Below are 25,050 nucleotides of genomic sequence, written 5' to 3'. Positions count from 1 at the left end.
AACAGATCCAATTTATTGTATATGAAGAAAGAGGATTTACGAATCGTATATATGGGCACTCCCGATTTCGCCGTGGAGAGCCTGCGTGCCTTGGTAGAAGGTGGATATAATGTGGTAGGTGTCATTACGATGCCGGATAAGCCAATGGGGCGTCATGGTAGCGTGCTTCAGCCGAGCGCTGTGAAGCAATATGCCGTATCGGTGGGTCTTCCGGTCTTGCAGCCAGAGAAATTGAAGGACGAGGCATTTTTAGAGGAACTGCGTGCCTTGCGGGCGGATTTGCAGATCGTGGTGGCGTTTCGTATGCTGCCGGAGGTGGTCTGGAATATGCCCCGTCTGGGAACTTTTAATCTGCATGCCTCCTTGCTTCCGCAATACCGGGGCGCCGCTCCGATCAACTGGGCGGTTATCAATGGTGATACGGAGACCGGCGTGACTACTTTCTTTCTTACGCATGAGATTGATACGGGTAAGATCATCCGTCAGAAACATCTGCCGATTGCTGATACCGACGATGTAGAAACCGTTCACGATGCCTTGATGGCGATGGGGGCGGGGTTGGTTACCGAGACCGTGGACTTACTGTTGGATGGAAAAACAGACGCTATCCCTCAAGAGGAGTTCTATAAGGATGCCGCCGAGTTGCGTCCGGCCCCGAAGATCTTCAAAGATACCTGTCATATCGACTGGAACCAACCGGTGAAGAAGATCTATGATTTCGTCCGTGGGCTTTCTCCTTATCCTGCCGCTTGGACGGAATTGATCTCAGCGGATGGCAAACGTATGGTCTTGAAGGTTTACCAGACGAAGAAGCGTCCGGCAACGCATAACTTCCCGGTAGGTTCTATCCATACAGATCATAAATCGTATATCGATGTGGCCGTGAAGGATGGTTTCCTTCGATTGCATTCCTTGCAACTTGCCGGAAAGAAACGGATGAATATAACGGACTTCTTGAACGGTTTCAAGCAAATCGCAGAATATACGGTTGGCTGATGAACGGGACGAGACGTATCATATACATTACGTTAGGAACGTTTTTTCTCATATTGGGAGCGATCGGCATCTTTGTCCCTTTGCTCCCGACCACTCCTTTTTGGTTACTGACTTGTTGGTTTTATGTCCGTAGCTCGGAGAGACTTTATAACCGGGTGATGAGCAATCGTTATTTCGGGCCGCATATTAAGGGCTTTGTGGAAGATAAGGCTATTCCTTTGCGTTCCAAGATTATCACGATCGCTATCATGTGGCTATCTACGATCATTACTTCCCTTTTGCTAGTCGGCTATTGGTGGGTGAAAGCTTTGTTAGGGCTTATCAGTATCGGGGTCTCATGGCATATCCTCTCTTATCCTACTAAAAAAGAATGAGATAACCCGTTCATCCATAGGATTACTGGGGTTATCCCTCTTTTATCGCTTTCTATCGTAGCCTTACTACTTTATCGGTCTTCTTTCAAGGCCTCTTCCAAGCTGATTCCTAGAGCTTCAGCTACTCCCTTACCGTAAGCAGGGTCTGCCTTGTAGCAATTGCGTACGTGGCGTTGCTTGATGAACAGTTGGGCGTTACCCATCGCACGGGCGGTATTTCCGAATAACAATTGTTGCTCTTCCGGCGGCATCAAACGGAATAAGGCACCCGGTTGGCTGTAATAATCATCATCATACTCACGCTCGTTGTAATTATAAACATCCCCGTGTACTTTCAAAGGCGGTTCCTTCTTCTCGGGAGAGTCTTTCCATTCGCCGAAGCTGTTAGGTTCGTAACCCTTTGCGGCTCCATAGTTTCCGTCTACACGCATCGCTCCGTCACGGTGATAGGCATGGAACGGACAGCGGGGCTTGTTCACCGGGATCTGCTCTAGGTTCACGCCAAGGCGGTAACGCTGGGCGTCGCCATAAGAGAATAGACGACCTTGTAACATCTTGTCTGGGGAGAAGCCGATACCTTCGACAGTATTCATCGGGTTGAATGCGGCTTGCTCCACGTCTTGGAAATAATTCTCCGGATTACGGTTCAACTCGAGGATACCGACATCCATTAACGGGAAGTCCTTATGCGGCCATACTTTCGTGAGGTCGAACGGGTTGATCGGATAGGTCTCAGCCTGCTCCTCAGTCATCAATTGGATCTGGAATTTCCATTTCGGGAAGTCCCCACGCTCGATACTCTCGAACAAATCACGCTGATGGGATTCACGATCCTTGGCGATGATCGCAGCCGCTTCCTCGTCACTCAAGTTCTTGATACCTTGCAGGGTTCTGAGATGGAACTTCACCCAGATACGTTCGTTCTTATTGTTGATAAAACTGTACGTATGGCTACCGAAACCATGCATATGTCGATAAGAGTAAGGAATGCCGCGAGAACTCATCGTAATCGTTACTTGATGCAGGGCCTCGGGAAGCAAAGTCCAGAAATCCCAGTTGTTATCCTCGCTTCGTAGATTCGTTTTCGGGTCACGTTTGACCGCATGATTCAAGTCCGGGAACTTTAGGGGATCACGCAAGAAGAATACGGGGGTGTTGTTACCTACCAAGTCCCAGTTACCCTCCTCTGTGTAGAATTTCATGGCGAATCCACGGATATCACGCTCTGCGTCGGCTGCTCCACGCTCTCCGGCTACGGTGGAGAAACGGACAAAGCAGTCAGTTTTCTTGCCTACCTCGCTGAAAATAGCCGCTTTCGTATACTTTGTGATATCATGTGTAACGGTAAAGGTACCGAATGCGCCGGAACCTTTGGCGTGCATGCGTCTTTCTGGGATCACTTCACGGTCGAAGTGCGCTAGCTTCTCAATGAACCAAGGGTCTTGTAATACCATCGGGCCACGTGGCCCCACTGTTTGTACGTTCTGATTGTCCGCAACAGGGCGCCCGTTGGCGGCAGTTAGTTTTTTGTCTTCCATAACTTTAGTTTTTATGTCGCAATAAAGAATTTTAGATAAAGTAATCTTTAAATAAAACTGTTTAGAAACAACAATTGTTTTTAACTTCCTGACAAAAATAAGATGTTGTTAGACAGTTGTCAAATAGTTAATATCTATAAATATATAGACGGGTAGTAGAAACTCAGTGGGGATAGGCGCATGAGTTATAAAAGTATCTTAGTTTCATCGCCCCATACACCTAAGATACTTCGCCAATGAACTTAGGATACTTTCTCTATGAAACTAAGATACCTTGTTTAAAAGGTATGGATACAAAAAAGCGGTTGTCTGGCAAGATGCCAAGCAACCGCGGTATGGTTTGAAAAAATCAAATGTTCACCTTCCCGGTAAAATGGGGTGTTACTTATTTATTGTAACCCCATTTCGTTAACTCCGACTGACCGATAGCAGCGAGTGATCTCAAGCAGCTATCCAAAAAATGTCTAATAAAACTTTTCATAGCTCATTTTCTTTTTAATTAATAAATCTGTGCCTTTCGACACGTTCTAAATCTCACATAACTTTTGAAGTCCGAGTAACGAATGAATTGAAAACCTAAACCTTTAACCTTTTAACCTATTACTAACCTAATCCCGGACTTCTGATAACCTTAACCTAAACCTTCCTCTTTTTCATCGTGAGGTTTACCACATGCGGTAAACCCAAATTGTCCAAGGTTGAAACCCTAGCAAATCGATGTAACGTTTAAACAATCTCTTTACCATATTTGCTTTACAATTATGTTTTACGACACAAATATACGGCGTTATTCCATACGTGGTATGTTTTATAGCATGTTTTTTGCGGATTCCTATGTTTTCTTGATCTATGATAAAAAAAGCGGGAATCAGATTCATATAATGATAGTATTTGAACGTTTGGCATGTCTATTGTGTTACCATGCCATTGCGTTTCTATTTCTATTTGCTACATTTGCGGAGCTAAATGTAAGATAATGTAATATATATGAGTAGAAAAGAGGAGTACAAAGAGAAGAATCTATTGTATTTGGACGAGATCGCTTCGGAAGAGGGAATCCGGACATTACCGTGTGGTATATTATATAAGGTAATACAAGCGGGTACAGGCAAAGTCTCTCCTAATCGGGAAAGCGTCGTTTCCGTACATTATAAAGGAACGTTGATTAACGGAAGGGAATTTGATAACTCATGGAAACGGGGTTGCCCGGAAGCCTTTCGCTTGAACCAAGTGATTGAAGGCTGGCAATTGGCTCTTCAAGAAATGCGGGTAGGGGATAGATGGATAATCTATATCCCTTACAATTTTGGTTATGGTAATCGTGCCTCGGGTCCGATCCCTGCTTTCTCCACATTAATATTTGAGGTAGAGTTGTTGGGAATCGCCTAATTCCAATCATAGAATATATAATAATGTATCTGAAGGGAGTAAAAAAGAATAGCCATGGCTAAACCCATGGCTATTCTCTTTTTGCCTCATTAGAGGATTGGAAACTTTCTATTGTTTAGGCGTAACATCCGTCTTCTTTCCTTTATCCAGCCATTTCTCTTGGATGGTCTGCATCAGTTCATAGAAGTTAGGGATGAACATCGTGGCGAATATCGTATTGATAGCCATACCGAATACTACCGCCGCACCTAAGGATATACGGCTGGCCGCTCCCGCTCCGGTAGCGAAAAGCAAAGGCATGACACCCAATACAAAGGCGAACGAGGTCATCAGGATCGGACGTAAACGAACGTGTCCGGCTTCCAAGGCGGAATCCCGTATCGGATTACCTTCCTTTCGGAAATCCCGGGCGAACTCTACGATCAAGATACCATTCTTGGCGGACAAGGCGATCAATAAGATAATACCGATCTGGGTATATACGCTTACCGGAACCCCCATCACCCAGCAGCCGATAATAGCTCCCAACAAGGCGATCGGCAAACCCATGATAGCCGCCAACGGACTTGTCCAGCTCTCATATTGAGCCGAGAGAACCAAGAAAGCGACTAGCAACGCCATGGCGAAAATAATCACCGTCGTAGATCCTGCTTTCGTCTCTTGATAAGCGACCGAGGTCCATTCATATCCAAAATTATCACCTAATTGTTCCTGTATCAGCTCCTCCATCGCTAGGATCGCTTCTCCGGAACTATATTTCGGGTTGGCGATACAAGTAATAGCCGCCGATGAATACATATTATATAGGTTGATCTGGTCTAATCCCAATTGCTCGTCTAATTCGATAAAAGAGGAGAAGGGTACCATCTCTCCTTTACTATTCGCCAGACTCAAACGGAGTACATCATCGATCACTTTCTGCGCCTCTCCGTTCGCCTCGATCTTAACTTGGTAAATACGTCCGAACTCCACGAAATCGTTCACGTACGCCGCTCCCATATAATAGCTGAGCGTGGAGAATACTTGATTCAACTGAAGACCGAGCATCTGCACCTTATCCCGGTCTATCTTCAGTAGATACTGCGGGGTATTGGCCTGATACATACAAGAAAGGTTCAGCAATTGCGGTTTCGAGCGGTAGCTGGCCAGCAATGTCTCCACGGCATGCTGCATCTCCGTCGGACCTAGGTTCTTACGATCCTCCAATTGCAGTTGCAAGCCGCCCGAAGCGCCCAACCCCGGGATAGCTGGCGGTACCATACCGAATACCTGCGCTTCTTGGATAGCCGATGCCTCCCGGTTGAAACGGTTGGTCACGGCCTCTGCCGTATGCTCCTTACCTTTACGTTCGTTCCAGTTCTTTAGGATCACGAAGAAGGTGGCCGTATTGGATTGCTCCCCTCCACCCATCACGGAGAATCCGCTAACGCTGATGAATGATTTCACCTCGGGGTATGTCTTTAGGATCTCGTCGATCTGCTTGGTGACCGCCTCCGTCCGGTTCAAGCTCGCCGCCGGGGGTAATTGGGATACGATTAGGAAATAGCCGTCATCCTCTTCGGGTATAAAGGTTGTCGGCCAACGCATAAACAAGATAACCGCTACCGCCGTGATGATACCGTAAACGATCATCGCCGCTCCCGGTCGTTTCAGCATCCGCTCCACGATCGAGTCGTACATCTTCTGAGTCTTTCCGTATACCTTATTGAATCCTTTGAAGAGGAAGAATTTCGGTTCTTCCGTATTCTTCTCTAAGAAAAGGGCGCAAAGCGAGGGCGTAAGCGTAAGCGAGTTAAATCCGCTTAATACGGTAGCGGCGGCGATTGTCAAGGCGAATTGCTTATAGAGCTGCCCGGAGATACCGCTGATAAACGTTGTCGGGATAAATACCGCCAATAATACCAATACCACGCCCACGATAGGCCCTACGATCTCATCCATGGCCTTCGATACCGCCTCGTGGGCCGTATATTTCCCGGTATCGAGGAGCCGGGTGGAGTTCTCTACCACCACGATGGCGTCGTCTACCACCACCGCTATCGCCAGAATCAAGCCGAATAAGGTCAACGTATTAATGGAGAAGCCTAAAGCCGCCATGACCGCCAGCGTACCGATCAATGAGACCGGAATCGTAATGAACGGGATGACTACCGCCCGGAAATTCTGTAAGAATAAGAAGATAACCAAGACCACCAGCAAGGTTGTCTCCAAGAACGTGATAAGCACCTCATGGATGGAGGCGTCGATCACCTCGGTCGTATCCAAGGTCACTTTGTATTCCACGCCTTCGGGTAAGGAACTGCCTAATTCTTTCATCTTGGCCTTTACCACCTTCGATACATCCAAGGAGTTGGAGCCCGGCAACTGGTAGATCGCTATCGCAGCAGTCGGCTGTCCGCTTAATTTAGAGACCACGTTGTAAGAGGAGCTACCCAACTCTATGCGGGCGATATCCTTCAATCGCAGGATCTTGCCACCTTGCCCGGTCTTAAGGACAATATTGCCGAACTCATCCGGTGTCGTCAACCGTCCTTTCACGGTCAAGGTATATTGATAGGGGTTATCCGCCCGTAGAATCGGTTGGCCTACGTAACCGGCGGATACTTGGGCGTTTTGCGTGGATATGGCTTGATAGACCATGTCCGGCGTCAAGTTACGGATACGCATCGCCTCCGGGTCTAGCCAGATACGCATGCTATAGTTTCCGGCTCCCATCACCTGTACCGAGCCTACACCCGGCAGGCGGGTTAGCTGGTCTATCATATTTAAGGTGGCGTAATTACTTAAATACAACCCGTCGTAAATGGAATCCTTGGAACTTAGGGTAAGCATCATCACGATATTGGAGGATTGCTTGCGGGTGGTGATACCCTGTACGATCACGGGTTCCGGCAAGCTACTTTGGGCGATACTCACCCGGTTTTGCACCATGACGGTCGCCATGTCGATATCCGTTCCCACAGCGAAGGTGATCGTTAGGGAGTAAGCCCCCGAACTGGAGGAGTTTGAACTCATGTAAAGCATACCGTCCACGCCGTTTACCTGTTGCTCGATCGGTAAACCTACGGTCTGCGCTACGGTCTGTGCGTCCGCCCCGGGATAAACGGCGGATACCTGTACGGTAGGCGGCGTGATCTCCGGATACTGGGCGATCGGTAATATATTGAGGGTGACCAAACCCGCTACGACGATGATCAGAGCAAGTACGGTGGCGAATATCGGTCTGTTAATAAAGAACTTTACCATAGCTTGCTTATTTTATAGGTTTGATAGTCATGCCATCTCGTACCTTAAGCAGGGCGGAGGTGACATAGGAATCTTTGGGGCTGATACCGGCGGTCACTTGGCGAAGCGTATCGTCTACCAATTGGCCCACCTCGATAGGACGGTATCGTACGACATTGGAGTCGTTCACGATATAAAGGTACTTCCCTAATTGGTCGGTACCGATCGAGGCGTCGCGAACCAAGACCGCATTCGGCTGCTCGGCATACGGCAGGGTGATGGTGACGTATAAGCCGCTCTTCAATACATGCTTCGGGTTATCCAGATTGGCACGTACGTTCAGGGTACCGGTCGATAGGTCGATATTTGGGGATAGATAATCCAGCCGGCCCGTATACGCATTGCCGCCATTCTTGCCTATGCTGACGAGGATCTCGGTCGGAAGTTTCACGGTGCTATCGTTGCGGGCGGCTTCCAGCATCATCTTCATGAACTGGTTATCCTCGATATTGAAATTGGCGAACATCAAGTCGTCCTTGTATAAGGTGGCCAAGGTAACCGGCTGGACGGCTCCGTTGATGTAATTACCTATATCGTAGCTGGCCCGGGTAACCGCACCGTCGAAAGGCGCACGGATATAGCAATAGCTCAAGTTGGTCCGTGCGGTATTCAACTCCGCCTCGGCATTCTTCACGGCAGCCTCAGACTCCGATACGGTAGCCTCCGCTTGGATCACTTGTATCTGGCTTACGGCGCCGCTCTTAGCCGCCTCCTTCATACGCTCGTAGTTACTGCGTGCATATTCCAGCTGGGCTTTGGAGGTCTTTACGGAAGCCTCGGCTTGGGTGACGTTATCTTGATAGGTGTCCGGTTCGATCACGAAGATAAGATCGCCCTTCTTCACCCGGCTTCCGGCCTTGAGGTAAGAGGTACGCAAGTATCCGTTGACACGGGCTACCAAGTCTACTTTCAGTTGTGAACTAAGGTATCCGGGGTATTCTTTCGTCAAGGTAATGTCCCTCACGATCGGCGTGGATACGCTTATGGAGGGCACGGGCGTTTCCATCGGCTTGCTTTTCCCCTTGCAAGACGCCAGTAATAAGGCGGAGGCTCCGATAATCCCTATGTAAACAAATGTCTTCATATCTTTTGTCTTTAATGATTATTTATATTATATTGTTTGAGTGGGCTTTTGTTCGATCGGATCGAACGGCCTACATAGGATTCCATCCTCCGCCCAATGACTGATAAAGCTGTATCAAGTTCAGTAGTGAGCTACCTTGAGCCTGTGTCAATTGGTTCTGGTAGGTGAGGAGGGAGCGTTGCGCGTCCAGTACGTTTTGGAAAGGGGTAAGGCCCTGCTTATAGAGGTCTAGGGAAAGATCCAAGGTCTGTTTTCCTTGGTTTACCACTTCCCGGAGGGCTACGATCTGCTTGATCGAGTTCTTGTACGAGCTCATGGCGTTATCCACTTCCTGTACGGAGGTAAGCACGGTCTGGTTGAATTGCCGGATCGACTCGTCCAACTGGGCTTTCGCCAACCGGGTAGCCTGTATCTTCTGGGTGCCTTGGAAGAAGTTCCACGTAAGGGTAGGGGCGATCTCATAGGTCAAGCTATTATGATTCGCCAGCTTGTCGAAGTCGTGGGAGGCGAAACCGATCGAACCTTTCACGAATACTTTCGGCCACCAATCGGACTTAGAGGCCCCGAGCGAGGCGGCAAGCGCATTGACCTGCCGTTCTGCCGCACGTACATCCGGACGGCGTAGCAACAGGTTTGCCGGCAGCCCTACACCGACCGGCTCGATATATTCCGGCAAGGAAGCGTCTGTCTCCATGATCTTTTGTAGATCGGAAGGGTACAGGCCTAACAGGATCGCCAAGGAGTTCGCGTATTGGATGATACCGGCCTCCAGCATCGGTAGGGAGGCTTTCGTGCTGTAGTATACGGATTGCGCCTGCGCTACGTCCAGTTTAGAGACTAGCCCGGTCTCATACCGTTTCTGGGTGATCTGTACGACGGTCTGTTGGGAGCGGCAGTTCTGTTGCGCTACCTTTACCTCTTGTTGCAGTTCCCTCATATTGATATAGGAGGAGGCTACTTGAGCGCAAAGGGAGACCATGGCGGCGTTGTATTCCTCTTTCGAGGCGGCGAAATTCTCTTTCTCCGCTTTCACCCGGTTCCGGATACTCCCGAATACGTCCACCTCCCAGTTCATATCTACGGTAGCGCTGGAATATTGGGTGATCGCCTTGGGTACCTGATTGATATTGCCGCTACTTTGTTGCCGTGTCCATCCGGCGGAAAGCCCTAGGGTGGGCGAGTAGCTTCCTTGTGCCGACCGCAGGTTGGCTTTCGCCATGGCGATCCTGTCCATCGCCATTTGCACGGAATAGTTTTGTTTCACGGCTACTTCTATCAGCGAGTCCAGCAACGGGTCCTTAAAATTTCTCCACCAATTATCTTCTACGGGAAGTGTCTGCTGGAAATCACTCCCTTCCTCAGACCATGACCCGGGTAGGGCACGGTCTAAATACGTATGCTCTGTCTGCGCCATTACCCCGATCGGTACCAGCAAGCACAACAAAGCATAACATGTCAGGCGTAAATGTTTGTGCATAAATATATATGTTTAGATTTAGCTTTTAGCAAAACAGTTAAGGGTGGGAAATGTTTGTATCTTTGTCTATTTATATATCCTAAAAACTGAAACGTATGGAAAATGGCAAGATCGTTATTTATCGGACAGCCGATGGTGAGACTTCAATTGACGTGAAATTGGAGAATGATACAGTATGGCTTACGCAAGCGCAGATGGCGGAGCTTTTTCAAAAGGATCAATCGGTAATAGCTCGGCATATCAGAAATGTTTTTAAAGAAGGAGAACTTGAGGAAATGAGTAATATGCAAATTTTGCATAATACTTTTTCCAAATACAAGCCTACTGGGGTTTATAGTCTTGATGTCATTATCTCAGTCGGCTATCGTGTCAAGTCTAAGCGTGGTACGCAATTCCGTATCTGGGCGAATAAAATCCTAAAAGAATACCTTGTCAAAGGCTACGCTGTCAATAAACAACTGACCCAACAAAAATACGACGAACTGAAGCTGCTTGTACAAGTCCTCGGTCGTACAGTTAAGGGTCAGGAGGTTCTTTCCTCGGATGAAAGCCGTACGTTACTAGATGTAGTTGTAGACTATACCTATGCCTTAGATACACTGGATAAGTATGACTATCAGCAATTGGATATTCATTCGACGACAAATGAGCAACGGTTTAAGGCTACCTATGAAAATGCGATGTTGGCTATCCAAGGATTGAAAAGTAAATTTGGTGGAAGTAATTTATTCGGAAACGAGAAAGACGGCTCTTTCAAAAGCTCTATCGGACAGATTTACCAAACTTTTGGTGGGGAGGATCTTTATCCCTCGGTAGAGGAAAAAGCGGCTATGCTTCTTTATCTGGTTACAAAAAATCATTCGTTCAGCGATGGTAATAAGCGTATAGCCGCAACGCTTTTCTTGTGGTTTCTCGATAATAATGGAATCTTATATAATCCGGATGGGACGAAACGTATCGCTGATAATACATTGGTCGCTTTAACCTTGATGATAGCGGAAAGCCGGACGGAGGAAAAAGATATGATGGTGAAAGTCGTGGTGAATTTGATTAATAAGGAGAATTGGTGAAATAAAGGATTATTGTAAATAGTGATTGTATGGATATCTTATTGGTTATACTAGGCGTTATCTGTTTGTTGGTGGGATTGGCGGGGTGTTTTTTGCCGGTCTTGCCGGGGCCGCCGGTGGCGTATGTGGCTTTGTGGCTGCTGCATTTTACGGGCTATGCGGAATTTACGGTTACGGAGTTGGTCGTGTGGGGATTGCTGGTCGTGTTGGCACAGGCGATGGACTATGTTACGCCCATGCTGGGGACTAAGTATAGCGGAGGGTCCAAGTGGGGAAATTGGGGATGTGCCGTGGGAACCGTGGCCGGTATGTTCGTGTTTCCGCCTTGGGGAATCTTGCTGGGTCCTTTCGTGGGGGCTTTCGTGGGGGAACTTTTGGGAGGCAAGGCGTCCGGGGATGCGTTGAAGGCTGGTTTCGGGGCGTTCGCTGGTTTTTTATTGAGTGTCGTGCTGAAGGTTACCCTTTGCGGCTATTTTATTTATAGCTTTGTGAGAGGGATAATTAATTGAAGATGGTAATTAATAATGTGAGATATGTTTGAGAAAATAGTAGTGGTAGATTCTACCGGGTTGAATACATGGGGAGTGGAGCGTTTGAAGGAGCTTGGAAAAGAGGTTGTTTTTTATACCGGCATTCCGGAAACGGATGAGGAGATTGTGAACCGGATCGGGGACGCAGATTGCGTACTCGTCTCTTATAATACACAGATCCGGAGGAACGTGATCGAGGCTTGCCCGAATATCAAATACATCGGGATGTGCTGTACCCTCTATAGCGAGTCTAGCGCGAATGTGGATATCGCCGCCGCACGTGAGCGGGGGATAACGGTCTTGGGTATCCGCGACTATGGCGATGAGGGAGTCGTGGAGTATGTCATTAGCGAGCTGGTCCGTTTGTTGCATGGTTTCGGCGGGAAACAGTGGAGACATAAGGCGTATGAGCTGGGCGGGCAAAAAGTAGGCATCGTGGGATTGGGTCGCACCGGGAGAATGATCGCTGACGCTCTTCGTTTCTTGGGGGCGGAGGTTCATTATTTCAGCCGTACCCGTAAGCTGGATGCCGAGGCCGCCGGTATCGCTTACCTGCCTTTGCGGGAGTTGCTGCCGGAGGTGGATATTTTATGTACTTGCTTACCTCGTAATACGATTCTTCTGGGGGCGGGTGAGTTTCGTTTGTTCGGTAATCTGAAGATATTGATCAATACGTCGGTAGGGCCTACTTTCCGTGTCCCGGATTTACAACGTTGGCTTAGCGCCCATAAGCGGAATTTCTTCTTATGCGATGAGGTAGGTATTGGGAATTATGCGGATACCTTGACGCAATTCGATAATGTCATATATACCCCGAAAGTCTCCGGCCACTCGGAGCAATGTATGGAGCGATTGTCGCAAAAGGTAATAGCGAATATCGAAAGCTATCAGAATTGATATATCCAGTTGTAGAGACGGGGCACGCCCCGTCTCACCACCGTCTGATAGTAATTTAGAATACCATTTTGCCGGGATGAGACGGGGCACGCCCTGTCTCTACAACTGGGGATAGTATTGATAGGGGATAAGCCCTATCAACCTTCTTTCTCGATCTGTTCCTGAACGATAGCGTCTACGACAGCTACGGTAGTCAGGTTCACGATATCACGGGTAGAGCTTTCTACGTCGGTGAAGTGGATCGGTTTGTTCAATCCCATCTGGATCGGGCCGATCGTCTCGGTGATACCCAGCGTATCCAATAGCTTATACGCGCTGTTGGCGGAGCTTAGGTTCGGGAAGATCAAGGTATTCACGTCTTGCCCTTTCAGCTTGTTGAACGGGTACATATCGTCGCGCAACTTCTTGTCGAGGGCGAAGTTTACTTGCATCTCTCCGTCTACTACCATGTCTGGGTATGTCTTATGCAAGAAGTCGATCGCCTCGTGCACCTTCAGCGGGCTACCCTGCTTGTCGGCCCCGAAGTTCGAGTAAGATAACATCGCCATCACCGGCTCGTGAGCGAAGAACTTCACGGCGTCGTGCGTCAGGCGGGCGATATCGATCAATACCTCGGCCGACGGATGACGGTTGATCAACGTATCGGCCATAAAGAACGTACCCTTCTTGCACGTCAGGATGTTCAAGGCGCCGAAATGTTTGTAACTCGGGCGGATGCCGATGATCTGCTCCGCCATCTTGGTAACCTCCGAGTAGCGGCTGTATACACCCGTCACGAAAGCGTCGGCGTCGCCGGTAGCCACCATCATCATACCAAAGGCGTTACGGTCTACCATCTTCTCGCAAGCCTCCGAGTAGGTCACGCCCTCGCGCGCCTTCTTATCGGAAAGGATGCGGGCGTAGCGGTGGCGGCGTTCCGTCTCGCGGTCGTGGCGGAGGTTGACGATCTCGATACCGTCCAGACTGATATTCTCCTCGGCGGCGATCTTGGCCAGACGCTCCTCGTTACCCAGCAAGATCGGGAAACAGATACCTTCCGCTTTCGCCTCGGCGGCGGCTTTCAGCATATTCACGTGGTTCGCCTCGGCGAATACCACCCGTTTCGGGTTCGCTTTCGCCATATCGGTGAACGAGCGCAAGAGTTTATTATCGTACCCCATCATCTCACGCAAATGGTTGGCGTAGCCCTCCCAGTCGGTGATCGTCTTGCGAGACACGCCCGAGTCGATAGCGGCTTTCGCCACGGCGCAAGATACACGGGTCAGCAAGCGGGGATCGAGCGCTTTCGGAAGGATATAGTCGCGTCCGAAAGTGGTTCGTTTCAGCTTATAGGCGGCGTTCACCACGTCGGGGACAGGCTCCTTGGCAAGGTCGGCGATGGCGTAGACGGCGGCCCGCTTCATCTCCTCGTTGATCGCCTTGGCGTGCGTATCCAAGGCGCCGCGGAAGATATAAGGGAATCCCAGCACGTTGTTGATCTGGTTCGGATAGTCGGAACGTCCGGTAGCGAAGATGATATCGTCCCGCGAGGCCATAGCATCGGCGTAGGAGATCTCCGGGTTCGGGTTCGCCAAGGCGAATACGATCGGGTCGGCGTTCATGCTACGTACCATCTCCTTGGTCAATACGTTCGCCACGGAGAGGCCCAAGAATACGTCGGCTCCCACCACGGCCTCCTGCAAGGTCTTGATCGGACGGTCGGTAGCGAACTCCCGCTTGGCGGCGTTCAAGTCCGGGCGGCTGGTAGAGATAACGCCCTTGCTGTCGCACATGACGATATTCTCCTTGCGCGCTCCCAGCATCACGTACAGTTTCGTACATGAGATAGAGGCGGCTCCGGCGCCGTTCACCACGATCTTCACGTCCTCGATCTTCTTGCCGGCGATCTCCAAGGCGTTGATCAGCCCGGCGCCGGAGATGATTGCCGTACCATGCTGGTCGTCGTGCATGACGGGGATATCCAGCTCGTTCTTCAAGCGAGTCTCGATCTCGAAACACTCCGGTGCCTTGATATCCTCCAAGTTGATTCCTCCGAACGTGGGCGAGATCGCCTTCACGGTCTGGATAAACTTCTCCGGATCTTTCTCGTTCACTTCGATATCGAATACGTCGATGCCTGCGAATATCTTGAATAGCAATCCCTTGCCTTCCATCACCGGCTTACCGGCCAAGGGGCCTATATCGCCCAGCCCGAGTACGGCGGTACCGTTGGAGATTACGGCTACCAAATTACCTTTCGCCGTATATTCGTACGCGTCCAGCGGATTCTTCTCGATCTCCAGACACGGCTCGGCTACGCCCGGCGAATAAGCCAGGGATAAATCCGTTTGCGTGCTATGAGGCTTTGTCGGGATAACCTCGATCTTACCCGGTTTGCCCTCGGCATGGTACCGAAGGGCCTCCTCTTTTGTAATCTTTGCCATAGGTATGTTTATTAATTATGTTGTTCCTATTTAAAACCACCGCAAAAGTAACAAATTATTATGAGTTGGCTAGGTTTTGCTTACAAATAGTTTTTGGGAAAGCGTGAATAGTAATCCGATTCCCGCTTGTCGGAGTGAAAGTTTATTGTTACATTTGGGTGTTTAATAACTAGGGTCTCTATCCAAGAGAGGCCCATAATCTGAATGATAGTATGGCAGAACCTAAGAAAAGAAGTATCACCGGTAAGCTGGTGGAGAACAAGTTGACGGCGCGCACGGACGATTTCACGTTCAACGTCACTTACGTACAAAGTCGTTCGATCGGCGACTTATGCAAGCTGGCCGCCGCTCGGCTCGGTACGAAATATTCGGCCTCGGAGATTGAAGGTATTTACAGTGAGATCAAGGGTGTGGCCGAGGAGGAGCTGTACTCGGGCAGTACCGTGGAGTTCGGTTTCACGACGAACAGCTTGGGTGTGGAGGGCTCGTTCATCGGCCCGAAGGCGCAGTTCGACCCGGCGCGCAACAAGGTCGTGCTCCGTTCCACGCCCACGGCGGAGATTCGTTCGAAGCTGACGGACATCAGCGTGATCGTCAGCCACGTGGAGGAGGGGCTGCCTACGATCATCAGCGTGACGGACGTAGCGTCCGGTGCCGTGAATACGAAACTGACCCCGGGCGGAGGATTGACCGGCAGCGGGCAACGTATCAAGATCGCCGGCGAGACGGGAGATGCCGTGGGCTTCTTCTTCGTGAAGGACGGCTCCCAAACGTCGGTAGCCGTGCCGATGACCTCCGTGTTGCGCAACGATCCGTCGGCCTTCTCGCTTATCATCCCCGCCTTGGAGGATGGCACGTATTACTTGGAGGTGGCTACTCGCTCGAGTGGCAACAGTAAAGTCTTTTTGAAGGAAGTACGCCGGAATCGCTTCCCTTATCCATTAACCGTGGGCGGAGGTGATGGAGATAGCGAAAGCCCCGATGAGGTTTAACTTTTATTCCGGGTGTCGGAAGTTCTCGTTTCCGACACCCGGAAGCTCTCGTTTCCGATACGTGGAAACGTCCGTTTCCGGCACCCGGAAATGACAACTTGCTTCCTTCCCGCATCCTCTCCTCCTTTCTAAAGGTCTTTCCTGAGATTTTTCCCTACCTTTGGCCTCCATAAAACAAGATTACCATCATGGCATTGAAACTTATCCATACGGCCGACTGGCATCCGGGCCGGGCCTTTTTCGGCTCCGACCGGGAATCTCCGGACGAGATATAAGCCGGGATGGATGGATGATTGCGGGAGAGGTAGGCGCTGTTCTCGCGGGACTACGGTGATAGACGGCTTTATTTCTTCCTCCCGTGTTAACATTATTATTTATTATTAAGACTATCGTTGATTTTCATTGACTGTTTAATAAATATTCATACCTTTGGTCTCATAATTTACCGTAGTCCCGCGAGGACTTATAAATTTGAAGAATGATGAAGCACCTACTTTACATATTCTTGGTTTTGGCGGCTTTGTTCGCAGCGATCTATTTACTGCCCGAGCGCTCCCCCTTATTTGAGTATTACAGGCTGAGGCCTATTTTTGAGATCTCCTCTATCCTGCTGCTAATCGTTGTCTTATACCTGTACCGGCGGGAGAAGAGGCAAGTCAAGATGATCTTCTCCCGTTTGTCTCAAAAGAATTTCTTCTTGGATTTGGCCATACAGTGTGGAGGCATATACATCTGGGAATTCAAGGATGAGGAGTTCTTTTTCAAGTATCCTGTCGGTGACCAGCCGTCGCGAATCGAGTTGGAGGAGATGTGGAAATTGATACATCCCGATGATCTCATCGCTTTCAAGCTGCAGAGGCAATCCTTATGGAAGGCGGACAAGGAGGTATTCCAATGCCGTGCCCGCTTCGCCGGATCTGATTATGAATGGTGGGAATTCCGCTTTAGCGCCATGCCTGCGTTAGATAATGCGGAGGGAGGCAAAGACGTGAGCGGTATACTTATCAATATCAATGACATGAAGAAACGGGAAAAAGAGCTTATCCTCATGAGGGGATATGAGCAAAAATTCTTGGCGAACATGAGCCATGAGATACGTACGCCGCTGAACTCTATCGTAGGCTTCTCGAACCTGCTGGCCTCGGAGAAGGACTTAGACGAGGCCGACAAGCAGCTGTTTGCCAAGACGATCAATCAGAGCTGCGATCTGCTGTTGGTGCTCATCAATGATATTCTGGAGGTTTCGAGACTTCAATCGGGACAAATGAAATTCGAGAAAGAGAGCTGCTCCGTCAAGGAGTTGGTAGACGATCTTTACCTCGCCCATCAGTTATTGGTCCCCACCCACCTACGATTCTCGAAAGAGGCGGAGGGGGATTTGTTTATCTATACGGATAAAAAGAGACTTTCTCAAGTTATAACCAATTTCTTGACAAACGCTTGTAAATTCACGAATAGCGGATATATAAAGTTGGGATTTAAGCATCTGAGGGGCACGGATGAGGCGGCGATATTTGTCGAGGACTCCGGGATCGGTCTATCGGAGGAGGAACAAGAGAAGGTATTCAGCCGTTTTTTCAAGCAAGATGAATTCAGCCAAGGGGCCGGTCTGGGGTTGTCTATCTGCCAAGGAATCGTACAAAACTTGGGGGGACGGATAGCGCTGAGTTCTAAGCAGGGAGAAGGAAGCCGCTTCTCGGTCGTGCTGCCGGTATATAAGGGGGGATACGCTTGATCATTCGTCTTTTTCATTCTACCAAAATCTGATATCTGAAGGGAAAGAAGTACATTTGCCGGATCAAAATAGAAGAAGATAAATGGCATTGAAACTTATCCATACGGCCGACTGGCATCTGGGCCAGACCTTTTTCGGCTACGACCGGGAGGCGGAGCACGATGCTTTCCTCGGTTTTCTGACAAATCTTTTGGTGGAGCGGCAGACGGATGTCCTGTTGATCGCCGGCGACGTGTTCGACGTGACGAACCCTTCCGCCGGGGCGCAACGTCGTTTCTATCGTTTCCTGAAAGAGGCGAATCGCCGGAATCCGGGCTTGCAGATCGTGATCATCGCCGGCAATCATGACTCCGCGATCCGTCTGGAAGCCCCGAATCCCTTGCTGGAGGAATTGAATACCTCGATTGTAGGTATCGTGGGGAGGACGGATTCCGGGGAGATCGATCTCGGATCGCTCGTTGTCCCCTTGAGGAACCGGGCGGGAGAACGGGAGGCGCTTTGTCTAGCAGTGCCTTTCCTCCGCCAAGGGGATTACCCGGCGGCGTCCGAGGGAGAGCCCGACTCGTATGTGGCGGGCATCGGCCGGATGTACCAGCGGCTCTACGCTTATGCGGATGCCCGGAGGAACCCCGGCGAGGCGATCGTAGCCTTGGGCCACCTCCACGCCACCGGAGCCGAACTATCGGACGACGACCGGAGCGAGCGTGCCATCATGGGAGGGCTGGAGTCCGTATCTGCGGATACCTTCGACGCCGGGATCGCTTATACGGCGCTAGGGCATATCCATAAAGCGCAACGGATTGGCGGGCGCGAGGCGGTACGTTACGCCGGAAGCCCGCTTCCCATGTCGTTCTCGGAGAAGAATTACCGGCATCAAGTGATAGCCGTAGCGGTCGAGGAGGGGAAGGTCGCTGGTACCGAGGCGATCGAGATCCCAAGAGTTGCGGACTTGATGCGTATACCGGATAGCCCGTTACCCCCGGAGGAGGTCTTGCGATGCCTCGCCGGGCTTCCGGAGCCGGAGGTGGTCAGCGAGGATGAGAGCCGCTGGCCTTACGTGGAGATACGGGTCCTGCTGACGGAGCCGGACCCTACGTTCCGCCATCGGGTAGAGGAGGCGTTGGTCGGGAAGGCAGTCCGCCTCACCTCCATCGTTCCTTCGTATCCCCGGCGGGAAGGAGAGGCAGAGGAGCGGGCCTTGTCGTATAATGATTTGCAAAAGATAGCCCCGCTGGATATGCTGAGACATACGTTTGCCGTGAAATACGGAGGCGAGTTGCCCGAGGAGATAGAGACATTGTTTAATGAGGTGATGAGGGAGGTTTCTTTATGAGAGTGCTGGCGATCAGAGGACGCAATCTGGCGTCGCTGGAAGGAGAGTTTTCCATTGATTTTACGGAAGAGCCTTTGGCTTCGGCGGGTATCTTCGCTATATCCGGGCCTACCGGGGCGGGAAAATCCACGTTGCTGGATGCCATGTGCCTCGCCCTTTTCTCCCGTACGCCGCGAACGGAGCTGGCGAAGGAGAATAACGTGCGGCTGAGGGACGTGCAAGAGGAGGTGTTGCCGCAAAGCGACCCCCGCTTCCTCTTGCGCCGCGGGACGGCCTCGGGCTACGCCGAGGTGGATTTCGTGGCGCTGAACGGGTGTCGGTATCGCACCCGCTGGTCCGTATCCCGGGCCCGGGAGAAGGAGAGCGGACGTTTGCAGGCCGCCCGCCTTACATTATATAATATAGATGCCGGGAAAGAGGAGCCGGGAACCAACAAGGACCTGCAAGCCCGTATCATCGAGCTGATCGGCCTGACTTTCGATCAGTTCACCCGCTCGGTGCTCTTGGCCCAGAACGATTTCTCTACCTTCCTAAAAGCGGAGCAGGGCGAGAAGGCCTCCTTGCTGGAAAAACTGACCGGTACGGAGCAATACTCGGAGATCTCCCGCCGGATCTTCGCCAAGAACGCCGAGGCGAAGGAGGCCTACGAGCGGCTATGCGCCCGCGTACAAGGCATAGAGCTTCTATCGGAGGAGGAGGTGGAAGCCTCCCAAACCCGCCTTTCGGTCTTGGAGGGGGAGCTGGCCCGTCTGGAGAAGGCGAGGGTCGAGCGGCAAAGCTTACGGGAGGCCGTGAAAGCGGCCGAGGTCCAGATCGCCTCGAAGGAAAAACAGCGGGAGGAGAACGCTCGTTTCTTGGAACGGGCGTTGGCATCGCTGGAAACCGTAAGGAAGGAGTATGAGCAAGGAGAGGTGCGATTGGCGAGGACGGATGAGGAATCTAAGCGTCTGCGACTGGAATTGCAACAGGCCCGGAAACTGGACGTGCAACTGGAATCTGCCTTGAAAGCCCGCTCCGAGGCCGATGAACGGATGAAAGACTTCTCCCGGCGGAAGCAGGAGGCGGAAGAGAAACTCAGGAAGGTGGAAGAGCGGCAGAAGAAAGCCTCGGAGGAATGGGACAAGCTGACGTCGTGGCGTGAACGTTACCGGAGCAAGGAGGGGATCGCCGAGCAACTGTCGGCCTTGTTGATTCATCTGGATACCTGCCTTACGGCTCGCCGGGCAGTCGAGCGGTCGGACAAGGCCTTGCTAGCCATCCGACAGAAAATCCAGCGGTTGGAGGTTCGGAGGCAATCCTTGCGGCGGGAGGCGGAGACGCACGCCAAGGAACAGGTAAAGATTGAGGAAGAGCGGAAGTCCGTAGCGCTTGCCCTCAAGGAATTGGAACCGGAGGCTTTGGATCGATCGATCGAGACCTGCCGTACGGAACGGGAGCGTTTATTGTTGGAGCAAGCCCAGTTCGTGACGACTGGCGATATCAAAAGCCTGCGGGACAAGCTGACCGCCGGAACGCCTTGCCCGGTCTGCGGAAGCCTTGAGCATCCTTTCGCCTCTCACGAGGCGCATGAGCGTCTGTTGGCCTTGGCGGATCACATCTCGGAAGCTACCCTGCGCCTCAAGCGGCTTCTCGACCGGAAAGAACGGCAGGAGGCCTGCGGGAAACAACTCGCCGCCCTGCAACAGAAAGAACTGGAGCTGCATAAACAACTCGCCGCGGACGAGAACGCACGGACGGAATTAAGGAATCAGCTACAATCCCTGTCCGAGCAAATCGACCGGGAAGAATTGGATAAGCGGGAGCAGCAGGAGAAGCTGTCCCAATCCCTATCCGCCGCCAACGCCCTGTTCGGGAACGACGCATGGCAGACGGGCTGGAACAAGGAGCCGGAAAGCTTCCGGGAGACCTTGACGGATTTCGCCCGGCAGTGGCAAGCCAACGGGGAACGCTTGCGGGAATTGGAACGGGAGCGGAGCGCCTATAAAGCGGAACGGGAGTCGTACGAGGCTTTCCTCCCTCCCTTGCGCAAGCAGTACGAGGACGCCGCGAAAGCCTACGACGAGAAGAATCAATCCTATACCCGTTTGCGCTCGGAACGGAATCTCCTGCTGGGAGGCCAGCCCGCCGACCAGGTGGAACGTACCTTCCACGAACGGGTGGAAGCCTTGAAGAGCCATTTGAAGGAGCTGCAAGAGAGTACGACGAAGCACGCCGGCGAGGTGGAGCAATACCGGGGGATTACGGAACAGATCAAGAAGGATCTGGTGGAGACTTCCGGCCTTCTTTCCGCACGCCGGCAAGAACTGGATAACTGGTTGGCCGCCTACCAAGAGACCTACGAAGGCAAGACGCTGGAGGAATCCCTGTCGGAAATGACGGCCCAAAAGTCTGAATGTAGTTTCCGTCTGCGTACGCACGAGGAGAATAAGCGGAAGATAGCCGGCTTCCAGCAAGAGCTCTCGGAGCGGAGGGCGATGAGCGAGCGTTGGGCGAAGCTGAATGAATTGGCAGGCTCGGCGGATGGCGCCAAGTTCCGTAGGATCGCCCAAGGCTACACCTTGGATGTCTTGTTGAGTTACGCAAATGTGCAATTGCGGCAACTATCCCAGCGTTACCGGTTGGAGCGTGTGCCGGATACCTTGGCTTTGCAGGTGATCGACCAAGATATGTGCGACGAGATCCGTACCGTGCATAGCCTTTCCGGAGGGGAATCTTTCTTGGTCTCGCTGGCCTTGGCGCTAGGCTTGTCCTCTCTCTCCTCGAACCGGATGAAGGTAGAGAGCCTGTTTATCGATGAGGGCTTCGGCTCTTTGGATGCGGAGACGTTGCGGCTCGCTATGGATGCCTTGGAGAGCCTGCGTACGCAAGGGCGCAAGATCTGCGTTATCTCGCACGTACAGGAAATGACGGAACGTATTCCCGTGCAGATCCGGGTGAACCGGGCGGGAAACGGACGGAGTTATCTGGAAGTCATATAGCTTTACCAGCCATTGTGATGGATCTGTTGGACGTTGTATTTGTTTTTGGGAGTCTCTTTCTGCATGGGGTATCCCACAGGTATGACGTTCAACGGCATGATATGATCCGGTAGCCTAAGCTCTTTCCGGACGATCTCAATCCGGTCCGGATAGGGGTAAACAGCCGTCCATACAGCTCCCAATCCCATGGATTCGGCGGCAAGTAACAGGTTTTGCGAGGCGGCGGAACAATCCAGAAACCAAGCGTTGGAGGATTTGATCGTATCGCCGCAAACGACGATCGCTTGCCTTGTCTCTTTCAGCATCCGGGCGAAGGGGAGACCTTCGGCCATTGTGTCCAAGGCTTTCCGGTCGGTTACGATAATGAATTCCCAAGGTCGCCTGTCACGGGAGGAGGGGGCGGCCATTCCGGCTCGTATCAGTTTGTCTATCTTTTCCTTTTCTACCGGGCGATCCTTATACTTACGTACGCTTTTGCGATTGAGTATCGTTTCCAAGGTCTGGTTTTCCGGTTCCTGCCGCTGGTTCCCCGTAGAGGAGCAGGCCATGAGGAAAACGGTGATCAAGAAGAAAAGACAGATTCTCATAAAGACGGGTTTATATGGTTTATAACGGATTATTTACTTAATATCAACGTAGAAGGCATCTTCTGCAAGGCTTCTTTCCGGTGCTCGGAGACATCGTTCCATGTCTTATAACTGATCAGCATGAAGTTGAAGCCGTTGAAAGACTGGGGCGTAAGGTCTTTCTCTCGTAGAAGCGTGGTCTGCTTCACGTCTTCCGTGAATCGCAGGATTCCTTCCTTGATCACCTCGTTCCCCGGGGTCGTGCTGCTGGATTTATCAAGTACGCTGGCCGAGCCGTGTGTAGACTTCAATAAGGTCTGGGCGTATCCCAACAGGAATAAATCCTCCTCGGAGTCGATGATCACGATCACGTTCGATGCCTTGACAAAATTCCGGTTCACGAATACACCTACCGGGCAATTGCTTTGCTCGATAAACATCTTCGTCTTGTCTTTCAATAAGGCACCCGGATAAAACCAGGATTCCGGAGCTTTGAAGCGTTTGAAATAACGGTTGTAGAAAGAGGCCCGGTAGTGGCTTGCCGCTATATCGTCTGGTGTGTTGCTCATCGATATCCCGGAACCGACCAGAAGGAAATCGTACCCCTCATTGTTTACGATGCTACAAATATCCACTCCGGCGTTGTTCGATACCTCGTAGCGGGTCTGTATCTGAATGCCCAGCTTCTTGGCCCCGTAAAGGATCGGGCCGAAGCTGACTTCCTCGAAATTATCCGTGTGTAGCGGGTTTACGTCCGAGCCAACCGTTAAGTGCAGTGCCGTCAGCTCCAGCTTGTTTTTGCCTTGGGCAAACATCTGGTGGGCTACGTCCAGCATGATCTGTCCATTTCCGGCTCGTCCGAAGGACAACAGTACCTTGAATATCCCCTCTAATGGCATTCTCTCTTTTTGCTCCATCAACTTGTCATGCGCCCGGTAACAGAATTTGATGAATGAGACCAACGGTGTTGTCATAAAGGTGGTGACCAGCGTCATTAGCACTAAGATCACGAATACGGAAGGTGTCAATATCCCCATCTCGTACCCGATCGTCAATACGACCAGCTCCATCAACCCGCGGGTGTTCATGAGCGCCCCTATGTATAGGCTATCCTTCCAGCTCTCACCCACGAATCGGGCGGAGAACATCGCTCCCCCAAACTTTCCCGCGATGGCCACGACTATGAAGATAAGGCATAGCCACCATAACTCAGGCTTGTTTAGAAGACCTATTTCCGTACGTAATCCGGTAGATACGAAGAATAAGGGAAGAAATAGCGCAAGGGATACATCCTCTACTTTCTCGGTCATGATCTTGCGGAATTTGACATTTCCCGGCATCACCACCCCTGCGATAAAAGCGCCGAATAAGGCATGCAATCCCAATATCTCTGTCAGATAAGCCGAGGTGATCAATAGCAAGAAGATGAAAGCGACCAGCCCCTTGTCGATTACCTCCTTGTTGTGGTAGATATGTCCGATCATCCGCAGGAATGGCCGCACCGCCAAAAACATAAACACTATGTAAAGGACCGAGAATAAGATGTTGTAAACGGCACTTAGCATCGAACCCGCTTGTGCGATCGCTATGACAACCGCTAGCAAGCACCATGCGGTGATATCCCCATTCGCTGCGCTTGCCAACGAGATGGTACCCAAATGTGTCTTGGTAAGTCCTTTCTCTTGGATAATACGTGCCAATACGGGAAAGGCGGTAATACTCATGGCGATACCTATAAACAAGGCGAAAGAGAGGAAAGGCGTACTCTTATCCGCATATTTGTCGTACACGAAATAGGCGGTCAACATACCGAAAAAGAAGGGGACGATCGTACTGGTATGACTGATTAAGATCGTCTCTTTCAGCTTTTTCCTTACCTCGGAGATATTAAGTTCCATCCCGATAGCGAACATAAAGAGTATAAGTCCGAATTGACTCAGCATATTTATATTCACCAACGATTCCACAGGGAAAAGGAAGGCGGAAGCCTCCGGGAATAAATTGCCTAATACGGACGGCCCTAGCACGATTCCGGCAACGATCTCGCCGATGACGGTGGGTTGCCCGATCTTCTGGAATAACCAACCGAACAAACGGCACGTAAGCAATATCGTGATGATTTGTAAAAGCAGAATTCCTATGGAAGACTCGATATTATGTACTAATAATTGAGTAAATATGGTAAATCCCTCTTCTAAATTACTAGGTGCGTTTTGGATGGACGCAATCGAATTTTCCAGTTGCTGACTTTCCCCTTCTTTGGCGATAAAGTACATCAGCGAACCGAAAATGAGGATCATCATTAGGTAAAAGGCTATACTTTTTGTTCCTTTGCTCATCTTTGTACGGTTTACCGCGAATATAAGAAATATCCTAATATTAT

Annotated in this window: 17 protein-coding genes; 10 read left to right on the top strand and 7 right to left on the bottom strand. The window is 50.9% G+C overall.

Translation table 11 applies throughout. The annotated features are described in order from the left end of the window. Window positions 1–21: 21 nt before the first annotated feature. On the top strand, window positions 22–996 hold the full coding sequence (gene fmt, locus DW033_RS16065) for a methionyl-tRNA formyltransferase (protein WP_036610396.1): 975 nt from the start codon (window positions 22–24) through the stop codon (window positions 994–996). After that, window positions 996–1,370 (top strand): YbaN family protein, encoded by a 375-nt coding sequence (locus tag DW033_RS16060; protein ID WP_005866200.1) that lies wholly within the window; start codon window positions 996–998, stop codon window positions 1,368–1,370. The genes fmt and DW033_RS16060 overlap by 1 nt, the downstream gene beginning before the upstream one ends. A 71-nt stretch (window positions 1,371–1,441) precedes the next feature. On the opposite strand, the gene DW033_RS16055 is transcribed toward DW033_RS16060, so the two are convergent. Next, window positions 1,442–2,908 (bottom strand): catalase, encoded by a 1,467-nt coding sequence (locus DW033_RS16055; RefSeq protein ID WP_005858216.1) that lies wholly within the window; start codon window positions 2,906–2,908, stop codon window positions 1,442–1,444. A gap of 987 nt (window positions 2,909–3,895) precedes the next feature. On the opposite strand from DW033_RS16055, the gene DW033_RS16045 reads away from it, so the two are divergent. After that, window positions 3,896–4,297 (top strand): FKBP-type peptidyl-prolyl cis-trans isomerase, encoded by a 402-nt coding sequence (locus tag DW033_RS16045; protein WP_005866204.1) that lies wholly within the window; start codon window positions 3,896–3,898, stop codon window positions 4,295–4,297. A gap of 108 nt (window positions 4,298–4,405) precedes the next feature. Here the strand turns inward: DW033_RS16045 and DW033_RS16040 are convergent, their stop codons facing one another. The 3 genes from DW033_RS16040 to DW033_RS16030 form a co-directional block, all read right to left on the bottom strand. Then, window positions 4,406–7,543 (bottom strand): efflux RND transporter permease subunit, encoded by a 3,138-nt coding sequence (locus DW033_RS16040; RefSeq protein ID WP_048928372.1) that lies wholly within the window; start codon window positions 7,541–7,543, stop codon window positions 4,406–4,408. A 7-nt stretch (window positions 7,544–7,550) separates the two neighbouring features. Further along, the gene (locus DW033_RS16035) at window positions 7,551–8,666 is read right to left on the bottom strand and encodes an efflux RND transporter periplasmic adaptor subunit (RefSeq protein WP_048928373.1); all 1,116 of its coding nucleotides are present in this window, start codon (window positions 8,664–8,666) and stop codon (window positions 7,551–7,553) included. Between the two features lie 70 nt (window positions 8,667–8,736). After that, a complete protein-coding gene (locus DW033_RS16030; RefSeq protein WP_005858204.1) occupies window positions 8,737–10,143 on the bottom strand; it encodes an efflux transporter outer membrane subunit in 1,407 nt (468 codons plus the stop codon). Window positions 10,144–10,238: 95 nt separating this feature from the next. On the opposite strand from DW033_RS16030, the gene rhuM reads away from it, so the two are divergent. From rhuM to DW033_RS16015, 3 genes are read left to right on the top strand one after another with little or no spacing between them, the layout of a single operon-like run. Then, a complete protein-coding gene (gene rhuM / locus DW033_RS16025) occupies window positions 10,239–11,213 on the top strand; it encodes a virulence protein RhuM/Fic/DOC family protein (RefSeq protein ID WP_048928374.1) in 975 nt (324 codons plus the stop codon). Window positions 11,214–11,242: 29 nt separating this feature from the next. Next, entirely contained in the window at window positions 11,243–11,722 is a 480-nt protein-coding gene (locus DW033_RS16020; RefSeq protein WP_122382928.1) for a DUF456 domain-containing protein, read from the top strand. A 24-nt stretch (window positions 11,723–11,746) separates the two neighbouring features. Further along, the gene (locus tag DW033_RS16015) at window positions 11,747–12,640 is read left to right on the top strand and encodes a D-isomer specific 2-hydroxyacid dehydrogenase family protein (RefSeq protein WP_005866216.1); all 894 of its coding nucleotides are present in this window, start codon (window positions 11,747–11,749) and stop codon (window positions 12,638–12,640) included. 137 nt (window positions 12,641–12,777) lie between these two features. Here the strand turns inward: DW033_RS16015 and DW033_RS16010 are convergent, their stop codons facing one another. Beyond that, complete coding sequence (locus tag DW033_RS16010; RefSeq protein ID WP_044544770.1) at window positions 12,778–15,063, bottom strand: NADP-dependent malic enzyme; 2,286 nt, start codon at window positions 15,061–15,063, stop codon at window positions 12,778–12,780. 212 nt (window positions 15,064–15,275) lie between these two features. Here DW033_RS16010 and DW033_RS16005 point away from each other — a divergent pair, with 212 nt between their 5' ends. The 4 genes from DW033_RS16005 (at window position 15,276) to DW033_RS15990 (ending at window position 22,101) form a co-directional block, all read left to right on the top strand. After that, window positions 15,276–16,055 (top strand): DUF4469 domain-containing protein, encoded by a 780-nt coding sequence (locus DW033_RS16005; protein ID WP_005866221.1) that lies wholly within the window; start codon window positions 15,276–15,278, stop codon window positions 16,053–16,055. 481 nt (window positions 16,056–16,536) lie between these two features. After that, window positions 16,537–17,790 carry a HAMP domain-containing sensor histidine kinase gene (locus DW033_RS16000; protein WP_048927760.1) on the top strand — a complete coding sequence of 418 codons (1,254 nt, stop codon included), beginning with the start codon at window positions 16,537–16,539 and terminating at the stop codon, window positions 17,788–17,790. An 82-nt stretch (window positions 17,791–17,872) separates the two neighbouring features. Continuing rightward, window positions 17,873–19,123, top strand: a complete 1,251-nt coding sequence (locus DW033_RS15995; RefSeq protein ID WP_048927761.1) for an exonuclease SbcCD subunit D — start codon at window positions 17,873–17,875, stop codon at window positions 19,121–19,123. Beyond that, window positions 19,120–22,101 (top strand): AAA family ATPase, encoded by a 2,982-nt coding sequence (locus DW033_RS15990; RefSeq protein ID WP_122297377.1) that lies wholly within the window; start codon window positions 19,120–19,122, stop codon window positions 22,099–22,101. The genes DW033_RS15995 and DW033_RS15990 overlap by 4 nt, the downstream gene beginning before the upstream one ends. Before the next feature lie 2 nt (window positions 22,102–22,103). On the opposite strand, the gene DW033_RS15985 is transcribed toward DW033_RS15990, so the two are convergent. Then, window positions 22,104–22,688, bottom strand: coding sequence for a nitroreductase family protein (locus tag DW033_RS15985; RefSeq protein ID WP_008779572.1), 585 nt, complete (start codon window positions 22,686–22,688; stop codon window positions 22,104–22,106). A 29-nt stretch (window positions 22,689–22,717) separates the two neighbouring features. Continuing rightward, window positions 22,718–25,006, bottom strand: coding sequence for a cation:proton antiporter (locus DW033_RS15980; RefSeq protein ID WP_122382927.1), 2,289 nt, complete (start codon window positions 25,004–25,006; stop codon window positions 22,718–22,720). Window positions 25,007–25,050: the final 44 nt, after the last annotated feature.

Origin of the sequence: Parabacteroides sp. AF39-10AC (assembly GCF_003635405.1) — a bacterium.
Lineage (GTDB): Bacteria > Bacteroidota > Bacteroidia > Bacteroidales > Tannerellaceae > Parabacteroides > Parabacteroides distasonis.
This window is presented reverse-complemented; position numbering and strand designations above follow the sequence as displayed.